The sequence below is a fragment of the Mycolicibacterium canariasense genome (genome assembly GCF_002101555.1).
GTDB lineage: Bacteria > Actinomycetota > Actinomycetes > Mycobacteriales > Mycobacteriaceae > Mycobacterium > Mycobacterium canariasense.
In genome coordinates this window covers 198207-223736 of record NZ_LQOL01000081.1, presented here as the reverse complement: position 1 = coordinate 223736, position 25530 = coordinate 198207, and the positions used below count along the sequence as shown (strand labels likewise).

Here is a 25530-nt window from a genome sequence, read left to right as displayed (position 1 = left end):
ATTAATGTCGCCGAAGTGTCGAATCACAGCACCATCGCCGGAGTTCACGGCGTCCTTCCGCCGCACCGCTACACCCAGGACGAGGTCACCGAGACGCTGCTGGCACTGCCCGGCTACCGGGAGCACGAACCGGTGGTCCGGGCGCTGCACAAGAGCGCCAAGGTCCAGAGCAGGTACCTGGTCCGGCCGATCGAGGAGTATGCCCGGCTCACCGATTTCGGCGAGACCAACAACCTCTTCATCGAGCATGCAACGGATCTCGGGTGCGCCGCGCTGTCCGGCGCCCTGGACGAGGCGGGCCTGCGGCCCGAGGACGTCGACCTGATCATCACCACCACCGTCACCGGGGCGGTGGTCCCCTCCCTGGACGCCAGGATCGCCGGCCGGCTCGGCCTGCGCCCCGATGTGCGGCGGCTGCCGATCTTCGGGCTGGGTTGCGTGGCCGGTGCCGCGGGCATCGCGCGGCTGCACGACTACCTGCGCGGCGCGCCGGACAAGGTGGCGGTGCTGGTGTCGGTGGAGTTGTGTTCGCTTACCAGCAAACACAACCCGTCGATGCCGACCCTGGTGGCCGGGGCCCTGTTCGGGGACGGCGCCTCCGCCGTGGTCGCCGTCGGGCGGGACCGCGCGGAGCGGCTCGACCCGACCGGACCCGATGTGCTGGACTCGACCAGTCACCTGTACCCGGACTCGTTGCATGCGATGGGCTGGGATATCGGCACCAAGGGTTTCGAGATCGTGCTCAGCGCCGAAGTGCCCGCCTTCGTCGGCCGTTACCTCGGTGACGATGTGACGGGTTTCCTTGCCGCCCATGACCTCACCGTGGACGACGTGAGCACCTGGGTGAGCCATCCGGGCGGCCCCAAGGTCATCGAGGCCATCATCGACACCCTCGGCCTGCCCTCGGACGCGCTCGACCTGACCTGGCAGTCACTGGCCGAGGTCGGCAATCTGTCGTCGTCATCGGTGTTGCACGTGCTGCGCGACACCATCCGCAAACGCCCGCCCGGCGGTACCCCCGGTGTCCTGATGGCCATGGGGCCGGGTTTCTGCTCCGAACTCGTCCTGCTGCGGTGGCGCTGATCGCCATGCGAGGCTTTCTCACGCTGATCCTGCTGGTGGCCGTCGAGCGGGTGGCCGAGCTGGTGGTGTCCAACCGCAACCTGGAGTGGAGCAAAGCCCACGGCGGCAAGGAGTTCGGTGCCGGGCACTACCCCGTGATGGTGGCACTGCACACCGGGCTGCTGGTCGGTGCGGTCGCCGAGGCACGGGCACGCAGACGCTGGGTGTGGCCGGCGTTCTGGGTGGTGGTGGCCGCCCAGGCGTTGCGCTGGTGGTGCATCACCACGCTGGGCAAACAGTGGAACACCAGGGTGGTGGTGGTGCCGGGTGCCGCGCGGGTGACCGGCGGCCCGTATCGCGTCATCCCGCACCCGAACTATGTGGCGGTGGTGCTCGAAGGGGCGGCGCTGCCGTTGGTCGGCGGCGCCTGGGTCACCGCGCTGATCTTCTCGGCCGCCAATGCGGCGTTGCTGCGCACCAGGATCCGCGTCGAGAACGCGGCGTTGCAGAGCTTGTCGTGATCGATCTGCTCGTTGCGGGCGGCGGGCCGGCCGGGCTGGCCACGGCGGTGCACGCCGCCCGGGCGGGTCTGGAGGTGGTGGTGGTCGAACACCGCCGCGGCCCGATCGACAAGGCGTGCGGGGAAGGCCTGATGCCGCATTCGCTGGCACACCTGCGGCGCATCGGGGTCGAGCCGCAGGGCGAACCGTTCTACGGCATCCGCTATCTGGACGGCAAGCGCACCGCCGAGGCACGGTTCCGGCACGGCCCCGGCCGCGGCGTGCGCCGGACGGTGCTGCATGCCGGGTTGGCCGACGCGGCGGCCGCGGCCGGGGTGCGGGTGGTGCACGGTGACGTCGGGACCGTCACCCAGGACGGCGAATCGGTCTCGGCGGCCGGCTTCCGCGCCCGCTACCTGGCCGCCGCGGACGGCCTGCATTCACCGATCCGGCGGGCGATGGGATTGTCGGCGGGCGAGGCATCCACACGCAGGTGGGGAATCCGGCGGCACGTGCAGATCGCGCCGTGGTCGGATTGCGTCGAGGTGTACTGGGGACGGGGGCCCCAGGCAGCGGAAGCCTATGTCACCCCGGTGAGCCCGGTCTGCGTCGGAGTCGCCATCCTGAAGTCGACCCGTGGCGGATTCGACGAACACCTGCGCCAGTTCCCCGCCCTGGCGGACCGGATCGCCGGGCTGCCGCACGGCCAGGACCGGGCGGCCGGGCCGCTGCGCCAACGGGTCCGGCACCGCACCGCCGGGCGGGTGCTGCTGGTCGGTGACGCCGCGGGGTACGTCGACGCGCTGACCGGTGAGGGGATGGGGTTGGCGTTCGGCGCGGCCGAACTCCTGGTCGACTGCCTGGTGACCGGCAGCACCGCCGACTACGACCGTCGATGGCGGGCGCTGACCCGGCGCTACCGGTTCCTGACGGCGGCCCTGTTGCAGGCCACCGCCATCGGGCCGATCCGCACCGGCGTCACCCCGGCCTCGGCGGCGCTGCCGGCGGTGTTCTCCCGGATCGTCAATGCACTGGCGCACTAGATTCGCGGCGGCTGGGCGCGCCCAGCAGTCGCATCCCGTGGTACACCACCAGCGCCGCGATGGCGCCCAGCGCGATGCCGGTGAACGTCAATGAGCCGATCTGCCAGGTGAAGTCGGCGATCCCGATGATCAACGGGATGGCCGCGGTCATCTGGTTCACCGGCAGCGAGAAGTCCACGTGGTTGGTCAGCCAGATCCGGATACCCAGCACCCCGACCAGGCCGTAGAGCACGATCGTCGCGCCGCCCAGCACACCGGGCGGAATGGCCGAGATGGTGGCACCGACCTTGGGGCACAACGACAATATGATCGCCACCGCGGCGGCCACCCAGTACGCGGCGGTCGAATAGATCCGCGTCGCCGCCATCACGCCGATGTTCTCGGCGTAGGTGGTGGTGGCCGATCCGCCGCCGGCACCGGCCAGCACGGTGGCCACCCCGTCGGCGGCCAGCGCGCGGCCCAGCACCGGATCCAGGTCCGTACCGGTCATCTGGCCGACCGACTTGACGTGCCCGATGTTCTCGGCGACCAGCGCGATCACCGCGGGCAGGAACAGCGGCAGCACCGACACGTCGAACGAGGGCGTCTGGAACTGCGGTAGCCCGATCCAGGGCGCTGCCGCGATCGCCGCGGTGTCCACCTCGCCGAGCGCCAGCGCCAGCAGATAGCCGATCACCACCGCCAGGAAGATCGCCAGCCGCCCGACCAGTCCCTTGAAGAACGCCAGCGTGCCGACCAGCAGCACCAGCGTGACGATGCCGACCAGCGGGCCCTTTTCGAAGTTGTTCTTGGCCGCCGGCGCCAGGTTGAAACCGATCAGCGCGACGATGGCACCGGTCACCACCGGCGGCAGGGACACGTCGATCCAGTGCGTGCCGACCACGTGCACGACCACGCCGATCACGATGAGCAGCAGACCCACCGCCACCAAACCGCCCAGCGCGCTGCCGGTTCCGTGGGCGGCGACGGCCGCGGTGACGGGCGCGATCACCGAGAAGCTGGAACCCAGATAGCTGGGCAGCCGGTTGCCGGTGATGAGCAGGAAGGCGATGGTGCCCACCCCGGAGAACAGCAGGGTGGTGGCGGGCGGGAAGCCGGTCAGCACCGGCACCAGGAAGGTGGCGCCGAACATCGCCACCACATGCTGGGCGCCGATGCCGATGGTCCGCGGCCAGCTCAGCCTCTCATCGGGGGCGACGACGAACTGACCGTCGTTGCGGGACTCGACGTACTTCCAACGGAGTGTGCTCACGTAGTTGACTACACACCATGAGCGGGCGCCGCGCACAGTATCAGGGGGAGTGGCTGCGCGGTGACGCGCTCGCCGGTGTCACCGTCGCCGCGTATCTGGTGCCCCAGGTGATGGCCTATGCCACGGTGGCCGGGCTGCCACCCGTTGCCGGGCTGTGGGCCTCGCTGCTGCCGCTGGCGGTGTACGCGATCCTGGGATCATCGCGCCAATTGTCGGTGGGGCCGGAATCCACCACGGCGCTGATGACCGCCACCGCGCTGGCCCCGCTGGCGATCACCGACGCCTCCCGCTACGCCGCCCTGGCGGCCGGCTTGGCGCTGCTGGTGGGCGCGCTCTGCCTGATCGCGGGATGGTGCCGGCTGGGCTTCCTGGCCGACCTGCTGTCGCGGCCCGTCCTGGTCGGATACATGACCGGTGTCGCCGTCATCATGATCGGCGGCCAGCTGGGCAAGGTCACCGGGGTGCAGGTGCGCGGCGACGAATTCGTGGATCAGATACGGTCTTTCGCCGGTGGCCTCGGCGGTGTGCAGTGGCCCACCCTGGCCCTCTCGGCCGCCGTGCTGGCCTTGCTGTTGGTGTTGCACCGGTTGTCGCCGCGGTTTCCCGGCCCGCTGGTGGCGGTGTTGCTGGCCACCGCGGCGGTGTGGGCACTGGGATTGCGCGAGTATGGGATCCGCGTCGTCGGCGCCATCCCGGCCGGGTTCGCGGTGCCTGGTCTGCCGGATGTCTCGGTGGCCGACCTCACGACGCTGCTGGTACCGGCGTGCGGTATCGCGGTGGTGGCGTTTTCCGACAATGCCTTGACCGCAAGGGTTTTCGCCGCCCGTAAGGGTGAGTCCATCGATGCCAACGCCGAGCTGCGGGCGCTGGGTGTCTGCAACCTGAGTGCCGGTCTGAGCCAAGGCTTTCCGGTCAGCTCCAGCGGCAGCCGCACCGCGTTGGGCGATACCGTCGGCAGCCGCACCCAGATGTACTCGTTGGTGATGCTGGCCACCGTGATCGTGGTGATGATTGCCGGGCGCGGACTCCTGGAGCACTTTCCGACCGCCGCCCTGGGCGCCCTGGTGGTCTATGCCGCGGTCCGGCTGGTCGATACCGGGGAGTTCCGCCGGCTGGCACGGTTCCGGCGCAGTGAGCTGATTCTCGCGGTGGCGACCACCGTGGCGGTGCTGAGCCTGGGGGTGCTCTACGGGGTACTGGTGGCGATTGCGCTGTCTCTGGTGGACACGTTGCGCCGGATCGCCCGCCCGCATGACAGCGTGCTGGGCTATGTGCCCGGCTTGCCCGGCATGCACGATGTGGACGACTACCCCAACGCCGAACCGGTGCCGGGACTGGTGGTGTACCGCTACGACGCACCGCTGTTCTTCGCCAACGCCGAGGATTTCCGGTCCCGGGCGATGGCGGCGGTGGAGCAGGCCGGCGCTCCCGTCGAGTGGTTCGTCTACAACGCCGAGGCCAACGTGGATCCCGACCTCACCGCGGTCGACGCGCTGGAACAGCTGCGGGCCGACCTGACCGCGCGCGGCATCGTGTTCGCCATGGCGCGGGTCAAACAGGATCTGCTCGACGATCTGCGGGCCGCGGGTTTCCAGGCCCCGATGTACCCGACGCTGCCCACCGCGGTGGAGGCGTTTCGCAACCGGTGATCAGCCCGCGTTGGGGACCCGGCCGGCAACCGCAACCGCGCCCGCCACGGCGGTGCAGAACGCCACGACGAGCAGCCAGTCGAAACCGGGGCGGGCGGTGTCGCCGAACAGCAGGATGCCCAGAATGCCCGGGATCACCGTCTCGCCGACCACCAGAGCGGCGGCCGCTCCGTTCACCGAACCGAGTTGCAGTGCCACGGTGAACAGATAGAACCCGCCGATCCCGGCGATGGCGACGGTCCAGGCGGCCGGGTCGGTGAGCAATGCGCCCACACGGAACGGGTCCAGGCCGTCGGCCACCCGCACGGCGACGGCCATGGTGCCGTACAGCACACCGGCGATCAGGCCGGCGGGAATCGCCGCGCGGGCTCCGAGCAGCCTGGCCAGCATCACGCCGCCGGCCAGGATCACCAGCGCGGCAACGAGAAGCGCCCAGTGCAGCCAGGGCGGTCCGGTTCCGGTGCCGAGATGGCCGGTGGTGAAACCCAGGACCACCAGCGAGACCACCACCGTGCCGATGGCGAGCCAGTCCCCGCCGCGCAGGCGCACGCCCAGCACCGCGACACCGAGCAGCGCGGTGACCACCAGGTTGGCGCTGATGATGGTCTGCGACAGGAAAAGCGGGATCAGCCGCGCCGAGACGAGGCTGCTCAGGAAGCCCAGGCCGTCGAGCACCATGCCGGCCAGGAAGGCCGGGGTGAGGGCCGCCCTGACGGTCGAGTGCAGGGTCGCTGCACCGGAGTCGGCGGGATCGCGTGAGCTGCGCGCGCCGTAGGCCTGCAGCACGGACGCGGTTCCGTAGCTGAAGCATGCCGCCAGGGCGGCCAGCAGACCGATCAGCGGTTGCGAATCGCGTTGGCGGCCAGGTAGCCGACGTAGCCCAGCGAGCCGATCTTGGCCAGCTTGCGGGTCTTCGGGATCAGCAGTCCGACGCCGATGGCGGTCTCGATGCTGCCGTTGGTCTTGATGTGGCGATCGGTGTCACGCGGGAACGCGGGCCGGGTGATCGACTCGAACAACTGCGGGGCGATGAAATGTGCGACACCGGTTCCCGCGAAGGCCAGTCCGGTGAGGACGACGGCCGGGGACTTCTTCTTCTCGGACACGGTACCGACGGTACCGCACGTCAATTCTTGAGCGATCCGGTCCTCGGGGTGTCGGTCGTCGCGATGCAGGTGACGGCGCGGTCGCCGCGCTTCCAGGACGCCTCGGTCGGGTACAGCACGAACATGCCGACCTCGGGGTCCTCCATGGCCGCGGCCGAATAGGCCTCCAGCGCGGGCTGGCACCTGTCCTGGTAGCCGATGATCTTGTCCTGCCCCGGGAAGTCGTCGCCCGGCACGGTGACGACGGCGAACACCTCGCCCTTGTGCGGCTCGGTGCAGGCGACGGTCTTCACCGACGACACCAGGCTGGAGTCCGACGGGATCTCGCCCAGGCAGTCGCCCATGCCGATCTCGGCGGCGTCCACCACATCGGAGTTCTTGACCAGCAACACGATTCCCACCACACCGAGGGCGGCCAGCAGCGCGAACCCCCCGGCGATCAACCCGATGATCAGGCCCCACCGGGTCTTGCGCGGCGGTGGTACCGGCGCCTGGTACGGGTAGCCGTACCCGTACGAATACGGCTGCGGCGGCGGTGGCGGTGCCCCGTAGGGCGGCTGCGTCATGGAATGACGATAACCGCGGCGGCGACCGCGAGCACAGGAACGTCCAAGGTCTTGGAGGCCAGGTCATGCCGGGCGCCGGTGATCTCGACGACGCTGCTGGGCCCGGTGACCAGTGCCGCCGCCGCCCTGATCTCGTCGATGCTGCCGAACGGGTCGGCGGTGCCATGGGTGAACACCGTGGGCACGGTGATCCGGGGCAGGTGCTCGGTGCGGGCCCGCTCGGGCTTTCCCGGCGGGTGCAGGGGGTAGGAGAACAGGGTGAGCACATCCGGCCCGTCCGGCCCGGCGGCGACCATGGAGGTCATCCGCCCGCCGTAGGAATGCCCGCCGGCGAGCACCGGCCCGTGGCCCAGGCTTCGGGCCCACCCGATCGCCTCGGCGACACCGTCCTGGTCGGCGGTGGCCGAACCCGACGGCGGCCCCTTGGGGCGGCGCCGCCGGTAAGGCAGGTTGTAGCGCACAGCCAGCAACCCGTTGCGCGCCCACTCGTCGCAGATCCGGATCAGCAGCGGGGAGTCCCGATTGCCGCCGGCGCCGTGGGTGAGCAGCACGACCCCCTTCGGCGCGCCGTCGGGCTCGTGCGCGATCCCGGACAGGTCCTCAAGACTCACGTTGCAACCTGAACAGCGCGTTCACCGGGCCGTGACCGTGCCCCAACGGGTATGCGGCCCTGAGACATTCGGTGATCCAGCGTTTGGCGAAGGCCACCGCGTCGGGCACGGTGTAGCCGTGCGCCAGCGCGCAGGTGGTGGCCGCTGCCAGGGTGTCGCCGGCGCCGTGGTCATGCCCGGTGTCGACGCGTTCGACGTCGAACTCGTAGAAATCGGTGCCGTCGTAGAGCAGATCGGGGCTGTGCGCCGAGGAGCGCAGATGCCCGCCCTTGACCAGGGCCCAGCGCGGCCCCAGGGCGTGTAGGGCCTTGGCGGCGTCGCGCTGGCTGGCGGTGTCCACCACGTCGATCCCGGTGATCAGGCGCACCTCGTCGAGATTCGGCGTCACCAGGGTGGCGATCGGGAACAGGTCGCGACGCACCGAATCCAGTGCCGACGGATGCAGCAGCGGGTCACCGTGCATGGACGCGCACACCGGATCGACCACCAGGGGGATATCGCCGTCGAGCCCGCGCCAGGTGGCGGCCACGGTGCCGATGATGTCGGCCGAGGCCAGCATCCCGGTCTTGGCCGCCTCGATGCCGATATCACCGGCCACCGCGTCGATCTGGCCGGCGATGACATCCAGCGGGATCTCGTGAAAGCCCTTGACGCCCACCGAATTCTGAACGGTGACGGCGGTCACCGCAACGCACCCGTGCAGCCCGAGCATGGCGAACGTGCGCAGGTCGGCCTGGATGCCCGCCCCGCCGCCGGAATCGCTTCCGGCGATGGTCATCACCCGGTGCGGCGTCTGCCCGGGTGGGGTCAACGGCAGAAAACTCATGAGTTCAAGGGTAGATACACCCGGTTGCCGTGCTCGGCGAACTCCTCCGATTTCTGGTCCATCGCGTCGCGAATATCCTGGGTGATCCGCATCGAACAGAACTTCGGCCCGCACATCGAGCAGAAGTGCGCGGTCTTGGCCGGTTCGGCCGGCAGCGTCTCGTCGTGGAACTCGCGGGCGGTGTCCGGATCCAGCGACAGCGCGAACTGGTCGTGCCAACGGAACTCGAAGCGCGCCAGCGACAGAGCGTCATCGCGCTCCTGCGCCCGCGGGTGCCCCTTGGCCAGGTCGGCGGCGTGCGCGGCGATCTTGTAGGCGATCACGCCGTCCTTGACGTCCTTGCGGTCGGGCAGGCCCAGATGTTCCTTGGGCGTCACGTAACACAGCATCGCGGTGCCGGCCTGGGCGATGATGGCCGCCCCGATCGCGCTGGTGATGTGGTCGTAGGCCGGCGCGATATCGGTGGCCAGCGGGCCCAGCGTGTAGAACGGGGCCTCCTCGCAGAGTTCTTCCTCCAGCCGCACGTTCTCGACGATCTTGTGCATCGGTACGTGACCGGGGCCTTCGATCATCACTTGCACGCCATGGGATTTCGCGATCTTGGTGAGTTCGCCGAGGGTCTCCAACTCGGCGAACTGCGCCGCGTCGTTGGCGTCGGCGATCGAACCCGGACGCAGCCCGTCGCCGAGGGAGAAGGTGACGTCGTAGCGGGCCAGGATGTCGCACAGGTCACCGAAGTGCTCGTACAGGAACGATTCCCGGTGCTGGGCCAGCATCCAGGCGGCCATGATCGATCCGCCGCGGCTGACGATGCCGGTGACCCTCTTGACCGTCAGTGGGATGTAGCGCAGCAGCACCCCGGCGTGCACGGTCATGTAGTCGACGCCCTGCTCGCACTGCTCGATCACGGTGTCGCGGTAGATCTCCCAGGTGAGTTTGGTGGGATCGCCGTTGACCTTTTCCAGGGCCTGGTAGATCGGCACGGTGCCCACCGGCACGGGGGAGTTGCGCAGGATCCACTCGCGGGTCAGGTGGATATCGCGGCCGGTGGACAGGTCCATGATGGTGTCGGCGCCCCACCGGGTGGCCCACACCATCTTGTCCACCTCTTCGGCGATGGAGCTGGTCACCGCGGAGTTGCCGATATTGGCGTTGACCTTCACCGCGAACGCCTTGCCGATGATCATCGGTTCGCATTCGGGGTGGTTGTGGTTGGCCGGGATGACGGCGCGGCCGCGGGCCACCTCGTCGCGGACCCGCTCGGGCGGCATTCCCTCGCGCTCGGCGATGAACGCCATCTCCGCGGTGATCTCGCCGGCGCGGGCTCGCTGCAGCTGGGTGCCTCGCTCGCGAACCACCCCTGGCCTGGGCGGCAGGCCCTTCTCCAGGTCGATGGTGGCGTTGGCATCGGTGTACGGCCCGGAGGTGTCGTACAGGTCGAAATGCTCCCCGGTGGTCAGATGCACGCGGCGCAGCGGAACGCCGCGTTCGGTGTAGACCTTGGAGCTGCCCGCGATGGGGCCGGTCGTCACGGAATCGACAGAAACAGAAACAGTCATCAACAGATCTCCCTACGCCGGCATTACCCGGTCAGGTTCGTACGGTCGACGGCCCATCCAGCCGTCCTCTCAGCGCACTTGGGTGCGCTCCCGTGTTGGACGGGTTCCAAGTTAGCCGACCTCGCCGGGAATGTGAATTGCAGGGAGATCATTTGGATAGCTAATATATGTTTTTCCCCGATGCGTAGAGCTGAAGACGGATGACGACTGAGACTGAGCTGACTGCCGAGGCCGAAACCGCCCGCCGCCGCACGCGGATGGACCACGATCACCCCTTCTACAAGTGGGTGGTGCTGTCCAACACGACGCTGGGCATCCTGCTGGCCTCGATCAACGCGTCGATCGTGCTGATCTCGCTGCCCGCCATCTTCCGCGGTATCGGGCTCAACCCGCTGGCCCCCGGCAACGTCAGCTACCTGCTCTGGATGCTCATGGGCTACCTGGTGGTGACGGCCGTGCTGGTGGTGCCGTTCGGGCGGCTCGGTGACATGTTCGGCCGGGTCCGCATCTACAACCTCGGGTTCGTGGTCTTCACCCTGGCCGCCATCGCGCTGTCCTTCGATCCGTTCCACCTGGGCGGCGGCGCGGTGTGGCTGATCGCCTGGCGGGTGATCCAGGGCATCGGCGGGGCCATGCTGATGGCGTCCTCGTCGGCGATCCTCACCGACGCGTTCCCGGCCAATCAACGCGGGATGGCGCTCGGGGTGAACATGGTCGCCGCCGTCGCCGGCTCCTTCCTGGGCCTGCTGATCGGCGGAGTCCTGTCCGAGTGGCACTGGAAGGCGGTGTTCTGGGTCGGCGTGCCGATCGGCGTGCTGGGCACCGTCTGGAGCTACCGCTCGCTGCGCGAGCTCGGCGTGCGCACCGCGGGCCGGCTGGACTGGGCCGGCACGCTGACGTTCGGCCTGGGCCTGACGGTGCTGCTGATCGGCATCACCTACGGCATCCAGCCGTACGGGGAGTCCACCACCGGGTGGACCAACCCGTGGGTGTTGGGAGCCATCGCCGGCGGTCTGCTGCTGCTGGTGGCGTTCTGCCTCGTCGAGCTACACGTCGATTCGCCGATGGTCGACATCCGGCTGTTCCGGTCGGCGGCGTTCGGGATGGGCAACCTGGCCGGTCTGATGTCCTCGGTGGGCCGCGGCGGTCTGCAGTTCATGCTCATCATCTGGCTGCAGGGCATCTGGCTGCCACTGCACGGCTACAGCTTCGAGTCGACGCCGCTGTGGGCCGGCATATATCTGCTGCCGGTCACCGTCGGATTCCTGGTGGCCGCGCCGGCGGCCGGGTCGTTGTCGGACCGCTTCGGTGCGCGGCCGCTCACGGTCGGCGGAATGCTGTTGATGGCAGCCACTTTCGTGGCGCTGCTGCTCATCCCGGTCAACTTCGACTACTGGGTGTTCGCGGTGCTGGTGTTCCTCAACGGATTGGGCGGCGGCATCTTCACCGCGCCCAACGCCGCGGCCATCATGTCCAGCGTGCCGGCGAATCAGCGCGGCGCCGCCTCCGGGGTACGGGCCACCTTCTTCAACGCGGGATCGTCGTTGTCCATCGGCATCTTCTTCTCGCTGATGATCGTCGGCCTGGCCGGCACGCTGCCATTGGCGCTCAGTAATGGCCTTACCGGCCAAGGGGTTTCGGCCTCGGTTGCGCATGATGTGGCAAATCTGCCGCCGGTCGGCAGCCTGTTCGCCGCGTTCCTCGGTTACAACCCGATGGCCGAACTGCTGGCGCCTTATGACGCCCTGCACCAACCCGGTGTGAACGCCGACGTGCTCACCGGGCAGACCTTCTTCCCGCAGTTGATCACCGAACCGTTCCACTCCGGCCTGGTCGTCGTGTTCAGCGCCGCGGCGGTCATGATGGTCATCGGGGCGATCGCCTCGCTGTTCAACCCGGGCCGCTACGGCACGGAGCCGGGCGCGGACAACGCGGCCTGATTCGCTAGCTACTCGCCCGAACTCTTTCGGCCGCCTTGTGCGCGTACATTTCGGCATTTCGTCGATCTCGGCGTTGCCCAGCCGCACAAGAGACGTCACGCCCTGGCGGGGAATCCCAGCCTCAACTGTGCCATTGACAAATGACACAGTTGATGATGACCTAGTCGGTGTGACGGACACTGAGGTACCGGCCCGCGCCACGTTGCGTGCGGTGGTCTCGGCCACGGCGACCCGCTGGACGCTGGGCTGCCTGACCAGCGTGATCCCGATGACGGCACCGGGGGTGTGGTTCGGCAGGCAGCTGATCGCCACCATCATGGCCGTCGGGGGCTCGATGCCCGCGGGTGCCAGAATCATCCCGGCATCCGGCGGCGAATGGGTGCTCGGGCCCGGTGTCGAATTCGGCAGGCGCGCCGGGTATTACGTGCACGGCAGCGCGTATGTCATCTGCTCGGCGAAAACCCACCGCAAGCTGGTCGCCCGGCTGTCGGAAGCCACCGGCCTGCCCTTCTTCGTGGTCGACTATCGGCTGGCGCCCGAACACCGGTTCCCGACCGCCGCGCGCGACGTCGAAGCCGGCTACCGGTGGCTGCTCGCACAGGGCTACCGGGCGTCCGACATCGTCATCGGGGCCGATTCCGCGGGTGGGCACCTGACGTGCGACCTGCTGCTGGCTCACGCCGACGATCCCGCGTTCCAGCCGGCCGGCGTGGTGCTGTTCTCCCCGCTGATCGACCTCACGCTCGGGCTGGCCGAACAGCTGGAGCGCACCCATCGTGATCCGGCGATGTCGGCGGGAGCGGCCCGCAAGATGGTCGGCCTGTACACGCACGGCCAGGACCCTGCGCATCCGCGGCTGCGCCTCGACTTCACCAAGGCGCGGGCCCTGCCGCCCATCCTGATCCAGGCCGGCGGCTTCGAGATGCTACGCGCCGACGCCCGCCACCTGGACGCCGAACTGCGCAAGGCCGGCGGCCGCAGCACCCTCGAGATCTGGCCCGGCATGGTGCACGTCTTCCAGGCGCTGCCCAATGTCGCGCCCGAGGCCAAGGCCGCACTGCGCCGAGCAGCGCACTTCATCGCCGGCCAATTTTCCGACGACCTGCAGGAGATCTGTTGATATTCAATCTGTTCGGCGGGCGTAAACGCACCACCGACGCGAAGGCGGTGGTGACCGGCGCCGGCAGCGGAATCGGCCGGTCGTTCGCGCTCGAGCTCGCCCGCCGCGGCGGTGAGGTCATCTGCGCGGACATCGACGCCGACCGCGCCGCCGAAACCGTCGGCCTGATCGATCGGCTCTGGACGGGCAAGGGCCACGCCGTGCAGTGCGACGTCTCCGATCGCAGCGCGATCGAACTGCTGGCCAAGCACGCGCAGGACGTCTTCGGTGGGGCACCCACCCTGGTGATCAACAACGCCGGGGTCGGGATCGGCGGAAAACCGGTCGGCGACATCGGTTTCGACGACTGGGACTGGGCACTCGGGATCAACCTGTGGGGCGTGGTGTACGGCTGCGAGGTCTTCACGCCCATCCTGCGCAAGGCCGGCCGCGGCGGGATCATCAACGTCGCCTCGGCCGCAGGCTTCGCCGCGGCCCCGTCGATGGCCGCCTACAACGTCTCCAAGGCCGGCGTCATGTCCCTGTCGGAAACCCTGGCCGCCGAACTGGACGGCACCGATATCACGGTGACCGTGCTGTGCCCGACGTTCGTGAAAACCAATGTGTTCCAAGACGGGCGGATCACCCCTGGCTCGATGAACCTGAGCCAGCAGCTGGCCCGCTGGACCGGCCTGTCCGCCGACAACGTCGCCGCCCGCACCCTCAACGCCCACGACGACGGCCGGCTCTACGTGGTCCCGCAACTGGACGCCACCGTCATCTGGCATCTGAAACGGCACTTCCCGTCCCTGTACGTCCGCGGCGCGGGATTACTCGGCCGTCTGCTCCCGGCTAACTGAAAGGCTCAATCATGGCGATGGATCTCGACAACATGCTGCAGATGATCAAGGACAAGCAGTGGGCACTGGTCGATATCGACTGGGACGCACCGGGCGCCGAGCTCATCGACGCCGACCTGTGGGCCAAGCTCAAGCCGTTCATGACCGACCTGATGTGGATCGAGAATGTCGGCGCCCGCGGATTCGCCGCACTGGCCAAGAAGGCCCCCACCCCGACGCTCAAGAGCATCTACGAACACTTCCACGCCGAGGAGCAGAAGCACGCCAATGCCGAACTGGCGTTGATGCGCCGCTGGGGCATGCTCGAGGACGACGAGATCCCGCCGCCCAGCGTGAACGTGCAGCTGGTGATCAACTGGCTGGACAAGTACTCCGACGGCATGGACCTGACCTTCCTGGGCACCGTCATCCCGATGCTGGAGGTGGCACTCGACGGCGCGCTGATCAAGTTCATCACCGACGAGGTCAAGGACCCGGTGGCCCAGGAGGTGTTCAAACGCATCAACTCCGACGAGTCCCGGCACCTGGCCGTGGATTTCGAGGTGATGGACATCATCGGCCACGCCGATGCGCGCAAGCTGCTGATCAAACTGGTCGGCGGCTGGGTCAAGCCCACCTTCCTGGTCGGCGTGCTCAGCTACGTTCCGCTGCTGAACAAGATGCGCGACAACATCGTGGCCATGGGCGTCGACGAGGAGCGTCTGTACCAGGCCATGCGCCGGTTCCAAAGTGTCGGTGAGCGAAGCCAGTTCGCGCGCCGGGTGCCGATGTACCGAATCATCTCCTGGCAGGGCCGCAAGGTGATCGACCGGACGTCGAAGTACCACTGGATGGCCGATTCGCTGGTCAAGATCACCGGCGTGATCCCGATCTCGCTGGTGCGCAACAACCCGACCTGGTCGCAGGAACTGACCTACGAGCCCGTTGCCTAGGAGACGCTGATGACTGTTTCTGTCGCCATCATCGGCGCCGGCTTCGCCGGTGTCGGCGCGGCCATCCGGCTCAAGGACCGCGGTATCACCGACTTCGTGATCTACGAGCGGGACACCCGGGTGGGCGGGACTTGGCGGGACAACACCTATCCCGGTGCCGCCTGCGATATCCCGTCGCGGCTGTACTCCTACAGCTTCGCGCCCAACCCCGACTGGTCGCACACCTACTCGGGCAGCGCCGAGATCCTGCGATACATCGAGGGCATGGTCGCCGAGGCCGGCATCGAGCCGCACATCCGGTTCGAGCACACCGTCACCGGCGTGGTCTACGACCAGGCGGCGGGGGAGTGGACGGTCAGCTTCACCGGCCGCGACCCGGTGCGCGCGCGGGCCGTGATCGTGGCCTCCGGTCCGTTGGCCAACGTCAGCCTGCCCGACATCCCGGGCGTCGATACCTTCGAGGGCAAGACAATCCACAGCGCCCGTTGGGATCACGAGTACGACTTCACCGGCAAGAAGGTCGCCGTCGTGGGCACCGGCGCCAGTGCCGTGCAGATCGTGCCGGAACTGGTGAAGGTCGCCGAGTCGGTGAAGGTGTTCCAGCGCACCGCCGGATGGGTGCTGCCGCGGTACAACACCGCGACCGCCGACTGGCTCAAGGACATCTACAAGACCGTGCCGCTGGCGGAGAAGCTGATGCGCTCGGTCTGGTTCTGGGGACACGAGTCGGTGGCGCTCGGCGTGGTCTGGGACACCCCGTTCACCCGGCTGGTGGAGACCGTGAGCAGGGCGAATCTGCGTGCCCAGGTGAAGGATCCGTGGCTGCGCCGACAGCTCACGCCGGACTTCTCCGCGGGCTGCAAACGCCTGCTGATGACCAGTGACTACTACCCTGCCCTGCAGGCGGACAACTGCAAGTTGGTCACCTGGCCGATAGCGCGGCTGTCCCCCAAGGGGATTCGGACCGTGGAAGGTATCGAGCACCAGTTCGACGCCATCGTGTTCGCCACCGGTTTCGACGTGTCCAAGACCGGTACGCCGTTCCCGGTCACCGGTGTCGACGGGCGGGTGCTGGCATCGGAATGGAGCCGCGGTGCCTACGCCTACCGCAGCGTCGCGGTCTCCGGTTACCCCAACCTGTACTTCACCTTCGGACCCAACTCGGGCCCCGGGCACAGCTCGGCGCTGGTGTACATGGAGGCGCAGATCGACTACATCACCGAAGCGATCGGCAAGCTGCTGCAGTTCGGTTGGAAGGCGTTGGACGTCCGTCCCGACGTGCAGGCCCGCTACAACGAGCAGATCCAGCGCCGGCTGCGGTCCACGACGTGGAACTCCGGATGCCAGAGTTGGTATCTGACCGAGGACGGATTCAACGCGACGATGTTCCCCGGCTTCGCCACCCAGTACGTCAACCAGTTGAAGGCACTGGATCTGCGGGACTACCGGATCACCGCCGCCTAGACTCCGATGGTGGCCGAATACCGGATTGACGACCTCGCGCGAGAGGCGGGGACGACGACCCGGAATGTCCGCGTCTACCAAGAGAGCGGCCTGCTGCCGCGGCCGCAGCGCCGCGGCCGGGTCGCCATCTACACCGACAAGCACCTGCGCCAGTTGCAGGCCATCGTCCGGCTGCTCAGCGAGGGCTTCACCGTCAAACACATCCTGAAGTTCCTGACCGGGCTGCAGCGCGGCGAGGGCCTGGTGGAGGTGCTGAACCTGGAAGACCTCGGTGAGCTGGTCACCGAGCCGTGGTCGCACCCGGTGCCCGAGACCATGACCCGGGCGCAGCTGCAGGCCCGGCTCGGCGAGCTCAACGCGGCAACCGTGCGCAAGCTGATCACCAACGGGATCATCGAGCCGACCGAGGATGCCGACACCTATCGGGTGCGCGACCGCCGGGTCGTCGACGACTTCGGCAAACTGGTCTCCCGCGGCATGCCGCTGACGGCGATCCTGAAGACCACGGCGGCAGTGGACAAGAAGCTCGACGAGGCGGCCCGAGCGCTGGCCGGGGCCGGCCACACCGAAGTGGTCCGGCAACGGGGCACCGGCTGGTATCCGGGCAACGATGTGGAACTGGCCTGGGCCGCCGACCTGATCGACGTCATGCGCCGGGTGGCGCGACGGTCGGCACACGCCAGTCTGGACCGAGCACTGGACGAGGCGGTGCGCGCCGAGCTACGGCGTTACCAACAGGGGGAGCAGGAGACGTGAACGCGACTGCCGTGATCGCCCGGTTCTGGAGCCTGGCCGCGCCGCTGTACGATCAGCGCTGCCTGCAGCGTTGGGTGTACCAGCCCGCCCAGGACGAGGTGATCGCCCAGCTGCGCCGCCACGGGTCTCGTCAGATCGCCGATATCGCCTGCGGTACCGGCATTCTCACCAGCCGGATTCAGCGCGAGCTACAGCCCGACGAGGTGTACGGCATCGACATGGCCGACGGCATGCTGGCGCAGGCGCGCAAACGCTCCGACCGGGTGCGCTGGATGTCCGCTCCCGCCGAGAAGCTGCCGTTCACCGACGGTTTCCTGGACGCCGTGGTGACGACGTCGGCCTTCCACTTCTTCGACCAGCCGGCGGCGCTGAAGGAGTTCCGCCGCGTGCTGGCGCCCGGCGGCCTGGTGGTGGCCACCACCATCAGCCCCGGCGCGCGAGCCGTCCGGACGTTGTTCACCGACGCCGGATTCACGATCGCCGATCAGCGCGGGGTGCGCCGGCCCATGTGGACACCGATCTCGGACCTCCTCACAGTCGGCGTGAAACCCCCGCAACCGTAGCCACGGCGGCCAACAGCACCGTGGCCAGCCCCAGCGCCCAGGCGTGATACCCGTGCACCACCAGCGCGGCACCGGCCAGCGCGCCGAGGAACATGGCCAGCACCGGCACCAGCCTGCGGCCCGCCTTGCTGCCATGCCCGGACGCGGCATCCGAGGCGATCCCGGTGAGGGTCAGGGTGAGCACCGTGGTGGTCAGGTCGGGCACCGCCAGCGCCCGCGCCGTTGCATTCTGCAGACCCATGCCGATGCCCAGTAAGACGATCAGCGCACTCAAGATCCAGCTTCGGTAGGGTGTCGGTGCGACGACCACCACCGCCAAAGCGGCTGCGACGCACACCAATTCGATGACCGTCGACGTCAACAGGTGCTTTCGTCGGTCCTCGCCCAGACGCTTGCGCAGCGACCCGCCGAACGCGGCGCCGACCAGGAAGGTGGCGACGGCGAGCAGCAAGGCCCACCACACGAAACCCGGTGCTCCCGCGAGCGCGAACCCGCTGAACACCACGTTGCCGGTCATATTGGCCACCAGAACGTGCCCGAGGGCCAGGTAGCTGAAGGCGTCCACGACGCCGGTGACGACCGTCAGGAGCAGCAGCAGCCGTGGGAGGGGGGCGCTCAATCCCCCGGTCACGCCAGATCCACCAGCACCGGCGCGTGATCGCTGGGCTGCTTGCCCTTGCGTTCTTCGCGGACGATCTCGGCGTGCGTGACGCGGGCCGCGAATTCCGCCGAGCCGAGGATGAAGTCGATGCGCATGCCCTGCTTCTTCGGGAAGCGCAGTTGGGTGTAATCCCAGTAGGTGTAGACGCCGGGGCCGGGTGTGTAGGGCCGCACCACGTCGGCGAAGCCGGCGTCCTCGAACGCGCGGAATGCGGCCCGCTCCGGCTCCGAGACATGCGTGGCCCCTTCGAAGAACGCGGGATCCCAGACGTCCTCGTCGGTGGGTGCGATGTTCCAGTCGCCCATCAGCGCCACCGGGCCAGGCCAGTTGGCAGACGAAACACGCAGGGCGTCAAGCCATTCCAGCTTGTAGGTGTAGTGCTTGTCGGCCAGCGTGCGGCCGTTGGGAATGTAGAGGCTCCACAGCCGGACCCCGCCGCAGGTCGCCCCGATGGCCCGCGCCTCGGTCAGCCCGTCCCACAGCGGCTGGCCGGGGAATCCGATCTCGACGTCGTCGAGGCCGACCCGCGACGCGATCGCCACCCCGTTCCACTGGTTCAGCCCGATATGGGCGACCTCATAACCCAGCGCGGCGAACGGCATGGCCGGGAACTGCGCGTCGGTGCACTTGGTCTCCTGCATGGCAAGCACGTCGACGTCGGCACGCGCCAGCCAGTCGGTCACCCGGTCCACGCGGGTGCGGATGGAGTTGACGTTCCATGTGGCTACACGCACGCGAGATCCTTACGCAGGGCGGTGAAATCGGTGATGGTCTTGGTGGCCACCGACGCGACCGGGCGGGCGTTGCGCCCGGTGGCTTCGGTCTTGGACACCATCACCACCCCGTCGATATAGGGCTGGATGGTGGTGGCATTCTGCACGGTGGCCACAATCACCAGCTGGAAGCCGAACTTGCGGAACGCCTCCAGGGCCTGGGAAGCGAACTGCGGATCGGACTTGGAGAACGCCTCGTCCAACATCAACTGCGCGAAAACCGGGGTGTTGTCCCCGCTTTCGGGATTGGCCAGGTTGAAGCTCAACGCACCGGCCAGACAGAACGCCATCAGCTTCTCCTGCTCGCCGCCGGAGTTGTCCCCGGCATTGCTGTGCGTGCGGATCAGTTCGTCGCTGCGCACATCCCATTCGGCGCAGTCGAAGGTGAACCGGTTGCGCACGTCCAGCGCGTCGCGGGTCCAGTTACGGTCCTCGGGGGCGGTGCTGGCCAACCGGTTGCGCAGCCGCAGGATATCGGCGTACTGCTCCAGGATCGCCTTCTTGTCGCCCATGCTGACCTCGGTCACCCGGCGGGAGATCGCCTTGACGATCTCGGTGAGCTCGGAGACGGCGGCCAGGCTGCGCGGGGTGGCCCGCAGTGTCAGCCGGGTGCCACGGTTGAACTCCACCGCGCTCAACCCGCCGTTGACGCGGTCGATCTGCTCGCTGATCCGCCGGGTCTCCTGTTCGGCCACCCGGTGCAGCGTGAGGATGGCGTCGGGGGCCTGTTCGGTGATCAACCGCATCATCCGGTCGTAGGCGTCCGGCAACTCGCGTTCGTCGATGTGCCGGCACACCGCCACGTAATCGTGCACCCGCTCATCGAGGTCGTCGGAGTCGTTCGGGATGGCGTCCGGGAACGAGGTGTCGAAGGTGGTGATGATGCGGGACAGTTCTTCGTAAGAGCGCCTGCGGCTTTCGGTCAGCTGATCGCGTTCCCGGCGGATCGCGGCGAGCAGCGCGTCGCGGTGCGGCTCGGGGTTGAGCAGCTCGAGGGGGACCGGCACCTCGGCGGCGAACCGGCGCAGCAGCTCGGTCGCCGGCTCGGAGACCGCGGGCGGCGAAAGCCGGTCGGCCAGTTCCAGCAGCTGGGTGCGGCGGCTGTCCAGATCGTCGCGCCGGGTCTGGATCGCACCGCGGCGGGTCATCAGCGTCTGGATGTCGGTCCAGCATTCCTCGGCCCGCTCGCTCAGGGCTTCGATGTCCGGGTGGTCGGCCAGCAGCAGTTCGTACTGTTCGCGCAGCCGGTCGGCGTGCCCGTCGGCGGTCTCGATGTCGATCTGGCTCCACTGCGGGAACTGCTCGTAGATGGCCTTGCACGCCGCGGCCCGGTCCCGCCACTGCTGGCGTTGCGCGGCAATGTCATCGGCGGCCTTGCGGGCCCGCGCGAAGGTCTCCTCGGCCTCGGCCAGTTCGGTGTGCAACGCCTCCAGCTTGGCGCTGATATCACCCTGGTAGATGTACTCCGACGGTTTCAGCGGCCGCCGGTCGTCCTTGACGGCAACCCGGTCGGATTCCTTGTACAGCCCCGAATCGGTGACCGCGCGGCGGAACCGGGCGAACACGTCCGGGGTGTCGACGCAGATGTGGTCACCGGCGGCGGTGATCACATCGAGCGCCTCGGCGGCGCAGGCGTGGTCCGGGTTGACCAGGAAGAGCTTGCCGGCGAGCGTGTTCGGCTCCGGTTCGGTGCCGCTCGCACTGTTTCGGACGTGGTGCAGCGCCAGCCGGCCGCGCATGTTGGTCTCGTTGACGAACCGCAACACCTTGGCGTGGTGCCGGTCGGGCACCAGCAGCCGCAGGCCCACGCCGCGCAGCACCTTCTCGACCGCCACCCGCCAGCGTTGCTGGTCCGGTCGCAGATCGAAAAGCTCCGCCACATACGGCAACTCGGCCGGATCGACACCGATCGCGGTACAGATGTGGTCGCGCATCGCGACGGCGAACTCGGGCAGCGCCGAACCCACCTGCTCCACCCGCTTGAGTTCCTTGGCTGCGCTGTCGCGCAAGATGCGGGCCGACTTCTGCGCGTATTCGGCGTCGGTCGAGGCCTCGCGGCCCCACTCGAGCTTTCCGAGCATCTCGGTGGCCTGCTTGGTGAGGGCCTCGCGCAGCTCCCAGAATTCGTCGGCACTGTCCGGCACGTCGATGCCCTGCGCGACGACCAGCTCCTCGAACGCGGCGCGCCGGCGGGACACCTCCTCGGCCTGCGATTCGGCGGCGGTGACCTGGGCCTGCAGCGGGCCCACGTTGGCGCTGGCACCGCTGATCTGGGCGTTGAGCGAATCTCCCTCGGCCTTGGCCAGATTCAGCTGGCGGGTCAGGTCGGCGTACTCGTTGTCCAACTGGGTGATGGTGGCGTCCAGCGCCTCGATCTGGGCCGGGCATTCGCGCAGCCGGACGTGGTCGGTGTAGGCCCGCACCATCGGTGCGTCGACCAGATCGATGATGCCCAGATCGCTGGACTCCGAGGCGTACCGCACCTGGATCGCCTCGATATCGCCGAGGATCTTGCGCTTGCGCTGGGCGACCGCCAGTAGATCGCGTGCCTCCACCAACGGGTCGATCTGCTTGAGCGCCTCGGGCAGCCGGGCCAGGCTGTCCGGTTCGTCGAGCATGAAGTCACGGACGAACTGTTCCAGCCCGCCAACGCTTTTCAGCGACTTGGCCTTGCCGAGCAGCTGCTGGGCGGCATCGGATGACCGGATGCCGATGGCGGAGTACAACTGGGCCAGGTACTGGGACTCCACCTTGGTGGAGAACCGCCAGCCGCCCTGGTATTCTCCGTCGCTTCGCTCGCCCCCACCGCGAAACACCCCCGCGTCGAAACGCCCCGCCGCCCACCGGTTGCAGACGTCCTCGATGCTCAGGTCGCCGTCGCCCAGCACGTAGCGGCTGGACGAATCCGAACGGGATTCACCGGTCAGCCATTTCAGTACCAGACCGGTGATGGTGCGTCCGGTGTTGCTGCGGTAGGTGACCGCCACCGCCGACCACGTGGTGCCCTCACCGCGCAGGTACATCACCTGGCTGGTGCCGGCGTCGCTGCGCTGGCCCCAGGCCCCGCGCACGTACTTGTCCACGGTGCGCCGTCCGGCGCTGGACCCGGCGGCGGTGTTGTCGCCGGAGGCGTTGAAGTTACGCCGGTTGAACGGCAGGAAGCCCAGCGAGATCGCGTCCAGCAGTGAGGATTTACCGCTGCCGGAGGCGCCCGCGATCAGCGCGCCCCCTGGCCCGAAGCCGATGTCGTGGTAGCCGTCGAACACGCCCCAGTTGATGACCTGCAGCCGCGACAGGTGGAACTGCTCACTCATCGCCTGCGCCGCCCTTCAGGAGTGCCTCGAACTGCTGCTGTAGTTCGGTGATCACCGAGGCCGTCATGATGGCGCTGATCACCGGGCTGACCGTGTAGCTGTCCTCGTCGTCGCGAGTCTTACGCAGGATCTCCAACCCGGCCAGTCGCGCGACGGCCGCGTCGATGCGCGCCGCGAAGGTGACGGCGTCGCGGTCGGTGTCGTTGAGCACCCCGGCGAACAGGCCGTGGATCTCGTCGCGGCTGATGACGAAACTCGCATCACCGGCGGCGCGCATCATCTGCGCCAGGTGCAGAGCCAGGATGGAGTCGTAGGTGCCCAGCGGTTCCCGGCGCAGCAGCTTGACGCCCCGGGCCGATTCGTACCGGGCCTGCTCGATGAACGCGATCTCCACGCCCTCGGCGATCTGCAACTGCAGGTCCAATTCGGACAACCGGACGGCCAGGTCGGCCCGGTACTCCTTGATCCAGCTGTAGATATCGCTGTCGGATTCGTTGCTGATGTACCGGCGGGTGAGCAGGTGCTGCAGCGCCCAGCAGGCACGGTCGGGCATCGCGCTGACATCACCCTCGAAGCGGGGACGGCGCGGCTGCTGCGCCGCGGCGCGGCCGGCACGGTCGACCTCGGGCAGTGAGGCGAAATCAACTGGGCTATCGGTCACGATGCAACTCCCGCAATCGGTTCGGTGAACATCAGGTGCGGAACCTCCATCTCGCGGTCGCGGCCGTCGAGCGAATGGAACCGGACGCGCGCCGGTTGGGGCGTCTGGGCGGTGTCTGGATTGCCGCCTCCGGCGGCGGGCTGCTTGAGTGCCCACGACCACAGCACGATCACGTGCCCCAGATAGGGGGTGTTCAGCATGGAGACCGCATCGGGCAGGGACAGCGGGGCCTGGCGCAGCGCGGTGTTGATCATCGCCGACATCGCGGGCGCGTCCACCTGGGTGGTCAGCGCCGCGAACGTGGACAGATCCACGTCGCCCTCGGCGACGGCCGCCGGTTTCGGTGCGGACAGATCGTTGATGCGGAAGCTCAAGGCGCCCACCGAACTGATGGTGTGCCGGGCCAGCGGCACGTCGATGTCCAGCCGGGAGTCCGTCAGCGACACCTTGAGCAGCGCCCGGGCCGCGCCGATGGCCTCGTTGAGCTGCCGCGCGATCCCGCGGCTCTGTTCCAGCGTGCCGAACGCGGTGAACCGCTTGACCCGCTGCGCGCAGCGCTGCTGGATGCGTTCCACCTCGTCGATCTGGTGCCCGACCAGTTCGAAGAACCCGGCCATCACCTTGCGCAGCGCCGGATCCAGTTCGGGCAGGGCGCCGGCCACCGCGGCGATATCACCCTCGAACGCCATCCGCTGCTCGGGGTCGTTGATCATCCGCAGGAAAGCCCGGTGCGAATCCCGGCCGGCGGACTCCCAGGCCTGCTGATAGTCGGCGTACATCTGCCGCTGCCGGTCGCGGTACTCGGTGTTGGTCTCGATCGGGTCGTCGAGCGCGGCGGTGGCCTGCTCGATCATGGTGCCGTACAAGCCGATATCGGTGATCAGCCGTTCCATCTGCAGGGCGATGGCACGCGCTTCGTCGTACATCGAGGTGACATCGGGCTCGGGACGCAACCCGGCGTCGAGTTCCTCGAGTTCGCGGTGCAGGGCCGCGATCTCGGCTTCGATCCCGGCCCGGATGCGTGCCGGATTGTTGTCGACGCGGACGGCGACTTGCTTGAGCCGGGAGGCGATCCCGTTGATGGAACCGCCCGTCGCGATGGTGTCGTTGCGGCGCATGCCACGGACGAAATCCAGCGCCCGCCGGGCGTCCTGGGTCAGATAGCAGACGTTGCGGTCGCCCTTCACGACGCGGTGCAGCCAGCCCTGGCTGGCCCACGTCTTGATCAGCGCCAGTCCCGTCTGCTCGACCTCGTCGAGGTCCTCCAGGTCGCGGTCCAGCCGCACCACCAGATCGGTTTCGGGCACCACGCCGTCGAGCAGGTGCCGCTCCATCAGCGTGGCGTAGATGGCCAGGTTCTGGGTGGCCAGCAGCCGAACCGCGCGGGTGGACTGCACGTCGCGGTTGAGTTGGAGTAACTCATGCATCGGGAAGGAGGCTTTCTGCGCGCAGGTACCGCAGCGTGTGGTGCAGGCGGAAACCCATCGAGTGATACAGCGTGGCGGCGGGCTCGTTGTCGGCGAGCACCTGTACGTAGGCCCGGGTGGCCCCGCGCCCGGCCGCCCAGCCCAGCAGTGCCGAACATACCGTGCGGGCGTGACCGCGGCGCCGCCGATGCTCGGTGACCCGCACACAGGAGATGCCCGCCCAGACGGTACCGTCCGGCGCCGTCGTCACCGCGCCGCGGCCGACCGCGGCCTCGGAATGGGTGGCGAAAGCCACCTGGCCGGTCTCCTCCCCGGTGCCGACGGCGGTCAACACATCGACGGGGACGGCGCGTTCGTAGATGCGGAGCCACGCGGCGTCCGGCGTGGGGCGCACGGTGTCCTGGACCGGGACATCCTCGGGAGTGATGTCGGCAGTGATATCGCGCACCAGGACGCGGGTCGGTTTGGTGCCCGGCGTCTTGACGGGCAGCAGACGCTCGGGCAGCGCCAGCCACGCGGGCAGGTCGCGGTGGGCATACCAGTCCACGATCGTCGGCAGCGCACGCAGGTCCGCTTCGAACAACAGGGGCACCGCCGAATTGGCGCGGCTGGTGTGGCCGCCACCGGCGCGCAGCAGCCAGCCGTCGTGCCAGTGCTGCTCGGTGCCCGGCCAGGCCAGCGCCGCGGCGTGTTCCAGCGCGCGGATCTCGGAATTGCGCACCGTGACATGGGACAGTTCGCGCACCGACACCACATCGCCGGGGACGATGTGGTGTGTCTCACCGGACTTGGTGCGCACCGACACGAGGGGCGTGAGAGCTTCGATCTCGCCTACGACGTCGGCGAGGCCGTCGGGCACGCGATACCGCAGCGACACCCGATCACCGACGGTCGCCATCTAGCGGG

The 25530-nt window shown here is 68.3% G+C and carries 24 protein-coding genes and 1 riboswitch; of the genes, 11 read left to right on the top strand and 13 right to left on the bottom strand.

Annotated features, from left to right (window positions below):
* Positions 1–15: 15 nt before the first annotated feature.
* From AWB94_RS28840 to AWB94_RS28830, 3 genes are read left to right on the top strand one after another with little or no spacing between them, the layout of a single operon-like run.
* Complete coding sequence (locus AWB94_RS28840; protein ID WP_409365989.1) at positions 16–1083, top strand: type III polyketide synthase; 1068 nt, start codon at positions 16–18, stop codon at positions 1081–1083.
* A 5-nt stretch (positions 1084–1088) separates the two neighbouring features.
* On the top strand, positions 1089–1583 hold the full coding sequence (locus tag AWB94_RS28835) for an isoprenylcysteine carboxyl methyltransferase family protein (RefSeq protein ID WP_024451694.1): 495 nt from the start codon (positions 1089–1091) through the stop codon (positions 1581–1583).
* Entirely contained in the window at positions 1580–2605 is a 1026-nt protein-coding gene (locus tag AWB94_RS28830) for an NAD(P)/FAD-dependent oxidoreductase (protein ID WP_062658614.1), read from the top strand. Before AWB94_RS28835 ends, AWB94_RS28830 begins: the two co-directional genes overlap by 4 nt.
* Here AWB94_RS28830 and AWB94_RS28825 read toward each other — a convergent pair.
* Entirely contained in the window at positions 2586–3857 is a 1272-nt protein-coding gene (locus AWB94_RS28825) for a uracil-xanthine permease family protein (protein WP_062658773.1), read from the bottom strand. The two genes, AWB94_RS28830 and AWB94_RS28825, sit on opposite strands and share 20 nt — an antisense overlap.
* Positions 3858–3874: 17 nt before the next feature.
* Between AWB94_RS28825 and AWB94_RS28820 the strand changes: the two genes are divergently transcribed.
* Entirely contained in the window at positions 3875–5506 is a 1632-nt protein-coding gene (locus AWB94_RS28820; protein ID WP_062658613.1) for a SulP family inorganic anion transporter, read from the top strand.
* Here the strand turns inward: AWB94_RS28820 and AWB94_RS28815 are convergent, their stop codons facing one another.
* From AWB94_RS28815 to thiC, 6 genes are all read right to left on the bottom strand, one after another.
* Positions 5507–6346 carry a DMT family transporter gene (locus AWB94_RS28815; protein WP_062658612.1) on the bottom strand — a complete coding sequence of 280 codons (840 nt, stop codon included), beginning with the start codon at positions 6344–6346 and terminating at the stop codon, positions 5507–5509.
* Positions 6343–6612, bottom strand: coding sequence for a DoxX-related protein (locus tag AWB94_RS28810; protein WP_062658611.1), 270 nt, complete (start codon positions 6610–6612; stop codon positions 6343–6345). The genes AWB94_RS28815 and AWB94_RS28810 overlap by 4 nt, the downstream gene beginning before the upstream one ends.
* Positions 6613–6632: 20 nt before the next feature.
* Positions 6633–7178: a septum formation family protein gene (locus AWB94_RS28805; RefSeq protein WP_062658610.1), complete on the bottom strand. Its 546-nt coding sequence runs from the start codon at positions 7176–7178 to the stop codon at positions 6633–6635.
* A complete protein-coding gene (locus AWB94_RS28800) occupies positions 7175–7789 on the bottom strand; it encodes an alpha/beta hydrolase family protein (RefSeq protein ID WP_062658609.1) in 615 nt (204 codons plus the stop codon). Before AWB94_RS28800 ends, AWB94_RS28805 begins: the two co-directional genes overlap by 4 nt.
* Positions 7779–8615 (bottom strand): bifunctional hydroxymethylpyrimidine kinase/phosphomethylpyrimidine kinase, encoded by an 837-nt coding sequence (gene thiD, locus AWB94_RS28795; protein WP_062658608.1) that lies wholly within the window; start codon positions 8613–8615, stop codon positions 7779–7781. The genes AWB94_RS28800 and thiD overlap by 11 nt, the downstream gene beginning before the upstream one ends.
* A complete protein-coding gene (gene thiC / locus AWB94_RS28790; RefSeq protein WP_062658772.1) occupies positions 8612–10174 on the bottom strand; it encodes a phosphomethylpyrimidine synthase ThiC in 1563 nt (520 codons plus the stop codon). Before thiC ends, thiD begins: the two co-directional genes overlap by 4 nt.
* A riboswitch (TPP riboswitch) is annotated at positions 10166–10278 on the bottom strand. It overlaps the preceding gene by 9 nt.
* Positions 10279–10374: 96 nt before the next feature.
* Between thiC and AWB94_RS28785 the strand changes: the two genes are divergently transcribed.
* From AWB94_RS28785 to AWB94_RS28755, 7 genes are all read left to right on the top strand, one after another.
* A complete protein-coding gene (locus tag AWB94_RS28785) occupies positions 10375–12114 on the top strand; it encodes an MFS transporter (RefSeq protein WP_062658607.1) in 1740 nt (579 codons plus the stop codon).
* A gap of 169 nt (positions 12115–12283) precedes the next feature.
* Positions 12284–13234: an alpha/beta hydrolase gene (locus AWB94_RS28780; protein WP_062658606.1), complete on the top strand. Its 951-nt coding sequence runs from the start codon at positions 12284–12286 to the stop codon at positions 13232–13234.
* Positions 13231–14073 carry an SDR family NAD(P)-dependent oxidoreductase gene (locus AWB94_RS28775; RefSeq protein WP_234811918.1) on the top strand — a complete coding sequence of 281 codons (843 nt, stop codon included), beginning with the start codon at positions 13231–13233 and terminating at the stop codon, positions 14071–14073. Before AWB94_RS28780 ends, AWB94_RS28775 begins: the two co-directional genes overlap by 4 nt.
* 11 nt (positions 14074–14084) lie before the next feature.
* Entirely contained in the window at positions 14085–15005 is a 921-nt protein-coding gene (locus AWB94_RS28770; RefSeq protein ID WP_062658605.1) for a hypothetical protein, read from the top strand.
* Between the two features lie 9 nt (positions 15006–15014).
* Positions 15015–16469: a flavin-containing monooxygenase gene (locus AWB94_RS28765; protein ID WP_062658604.1), complete on the top strand. Its 1455-nt coding sequence runs from the start codon at positions 15015–15017 to the stop codon at positions 16467–16469.
* Positions 16470–16478: 9 nt separating this feature from the next.
* Positions 16479–17225, top strand: a complete 747-nt coding sequence (locus tag AWB94_RS28760) for a MerR family transcriptional regulator (RefSeq protein WP_062658769.1) — start codon at positions 16479–16481, stop codon at positions 17223–17225.
* Positions 17222–17788 carry a class I SAM-dependent methyltransferase gene (locus AWB94_RS28755; protein ID WP_062658603.1) on the top strand — a complete coding sequence of 189 codons (567 nt, stop codon included), beginning with the start codon at positions 17222–17224 and terminating at the stop codon, positions 17786–17788. Before AWB94_RS28760 ends, AWB94_RS28755 begins: the two co-directional genes overlap by 4 nt.
* Here the strand turns inward: AWB94_RS28755 and AWB94_RS28750 are convergent.
* From AWB94_RS28750 to AWB94_RS28725, 6 genes are read right to left on the bottom strand one after another with little or no spacing between them, the layout of a single operon-like run.
* Positions 17757–18419, bottom strand: a complete 663-nt coding sequence (locus tag AWB94_RS28750) for a YoaK family protein (protein WP_201029588.1) — start codon at positions 18417–18419, stop codon at positions 17757–17759. The genes AWB94_RS28755 and AWB94_RS28750 overlap by 32 nt on opposite strands.
* Complete coding sequence (locus tag AWB94_RS28745) at positions 18416–19183, bottom strand: exodeoxyribonuclease III (protein ID WP_062658602.1); 768 nt, start codon at positions 19181–19183, stop codon at positions 18416–18418. The genes AWB94_RS28750 and AWB94_RS28745 overlap by 4 nt, the downstream gene beginning before the upstream one ends.
* On the bottom strand, positions 19174–22536 hold the full coding sequence (locus AWB94_RS28740) for an ATP-binding protein (RefSeq protein WP_062658601.1): 3363 nt from the start codon (positions 22534–22536) through the stop codon (positions 19174–19176). Before AWB94_RS28740 ends, AWB94_RS28745 begins: the two co-directional genes overlap by 10 nt.
* The gene (locus AWB94_RS28735; RefSeq protein ID WP_084395371.1) at positions 22529–23197 is read right to left on the bottom strand and encodes a DUF4194 domain-containing protein; all 669 of its coding nucleotides are present in this window, start codon (positions 23195–23197) and stop codon (positions 22529–22531) included. Before AWB94_RS28735 ends, AWB94_RS28740 begins: the two co-directional genes overlap by 8 nt.
* Positions 23194–24624, bottom strand: coding sequence for a DUF3375 domain-containing protein (locus tag AWB94_RS28730; protein ID WP_062658600.1), 1431 nt, complete (start codon positions 24622–24624; stop codon positions 23194–23196). Before AWB94_RS28730 ends, AWB94_RS28735 begins: the two co-directional genes overlap by 4 nt.
* The gene (locus AWB94_RS28725) at positions 24617–25522 is read right to left on the bottom strand and encodes an N-acetylglutamate synthase, CG3035 family (RefSeq protein WP_062658599.1); all 906 of its coding nucleotides are present in this window, start codon (positions 25520–25522) and stop codon (positions 24617–24619) included. Before AWB94_RS28725 ends, AWB94_RS28730 begins: the two co-directional genes overlap by 8 nt.
* Between the last annotated feature and the right edge of the window lie 8 nt (positions 25523–25530).

Excerpts from the sequence above, each read along its gene's own strand:
- AWB94_RS28770 (WP_062658605.1), top strand. The coding sequence starts at position 14,085 with ATGGCGATGGATCTCGACAACATGCTGCAGATGATCAAGGACAAGCAG.
- thiC (WP_062658772.1), bottom strand. The coding sequence starts at position 10,174 with ATGACTGTTTCTGTTTCTGTCGATTCCGTGACGACCGGCCCCATCGCG.
- AWB94_RS28765 (WP_062658604.1), top strand. The coding sequence starts at position 15,015 with ATGACTGTTTCTGTCGCCATCATCGGCGCCGGCTTCGCCGGTGTCGGC.
- AWB94_RS28730 (WP_062658600.1), bottom strand. The coding sequence starts at position 24,624 with ATGCATGAGTTACTCCAACTCAACCGCGACGTGCAGTCCACCCGCGCG.
- AWB94_RS28740 (WP_062658601.1), bottom strand. The coding sequence starts at position 22,536 with ATGAGTGAGCAGTTCCACCTGTCGCGGCTGCAGGTCATCAACTGGGGC.
- AWB94_RS28820 (WP_062658613.1), top strand. The coding sequence starts at position 3,875 with ATGAGCGGGCGCCGCGCACAGTATCAGGGGGAGTGGCTGCGCGGTGAC.
- AWB94_RS28835 (WP_024451694.1), top strand. The coding sequence starts at position 1,089 with ATGCGAGGCTTTCTCACGCTGATCCTGCTGGTGGCCGTCGAGCGGGTG.
- AWB94_RS28725 (WP_062658599.1), bottom strand. The coding sequence starts at position 25,522 with ATGGCGACCGTCGGTGATCGGGTGTCGCTGCGGTATCGCGTGCCCGAC.
- AWB94_RS28785 (WP_062658607.1), top strand. The coding sequence starts at position 10,375 with ATGACGACTGAGACTGAGCTGACTGCCGAGGCCGAAACCGCCCGCCGC.
- AWB94_RS28805 (WP_062658610.1), bottom strand. The coding sequence starts at position 7,178 with ATGACGCAGCCGCCCTACGGGGCACCGCCACCGCCGCCGCAGCCGTAT.
- thiD (WP_062658608.1), bottom strand. The coding sequence starts at position 8,615 with ATGAGTTTTCTGCCGTTGACCCCACCCGGGCAGACGCCGCACCGGGTG.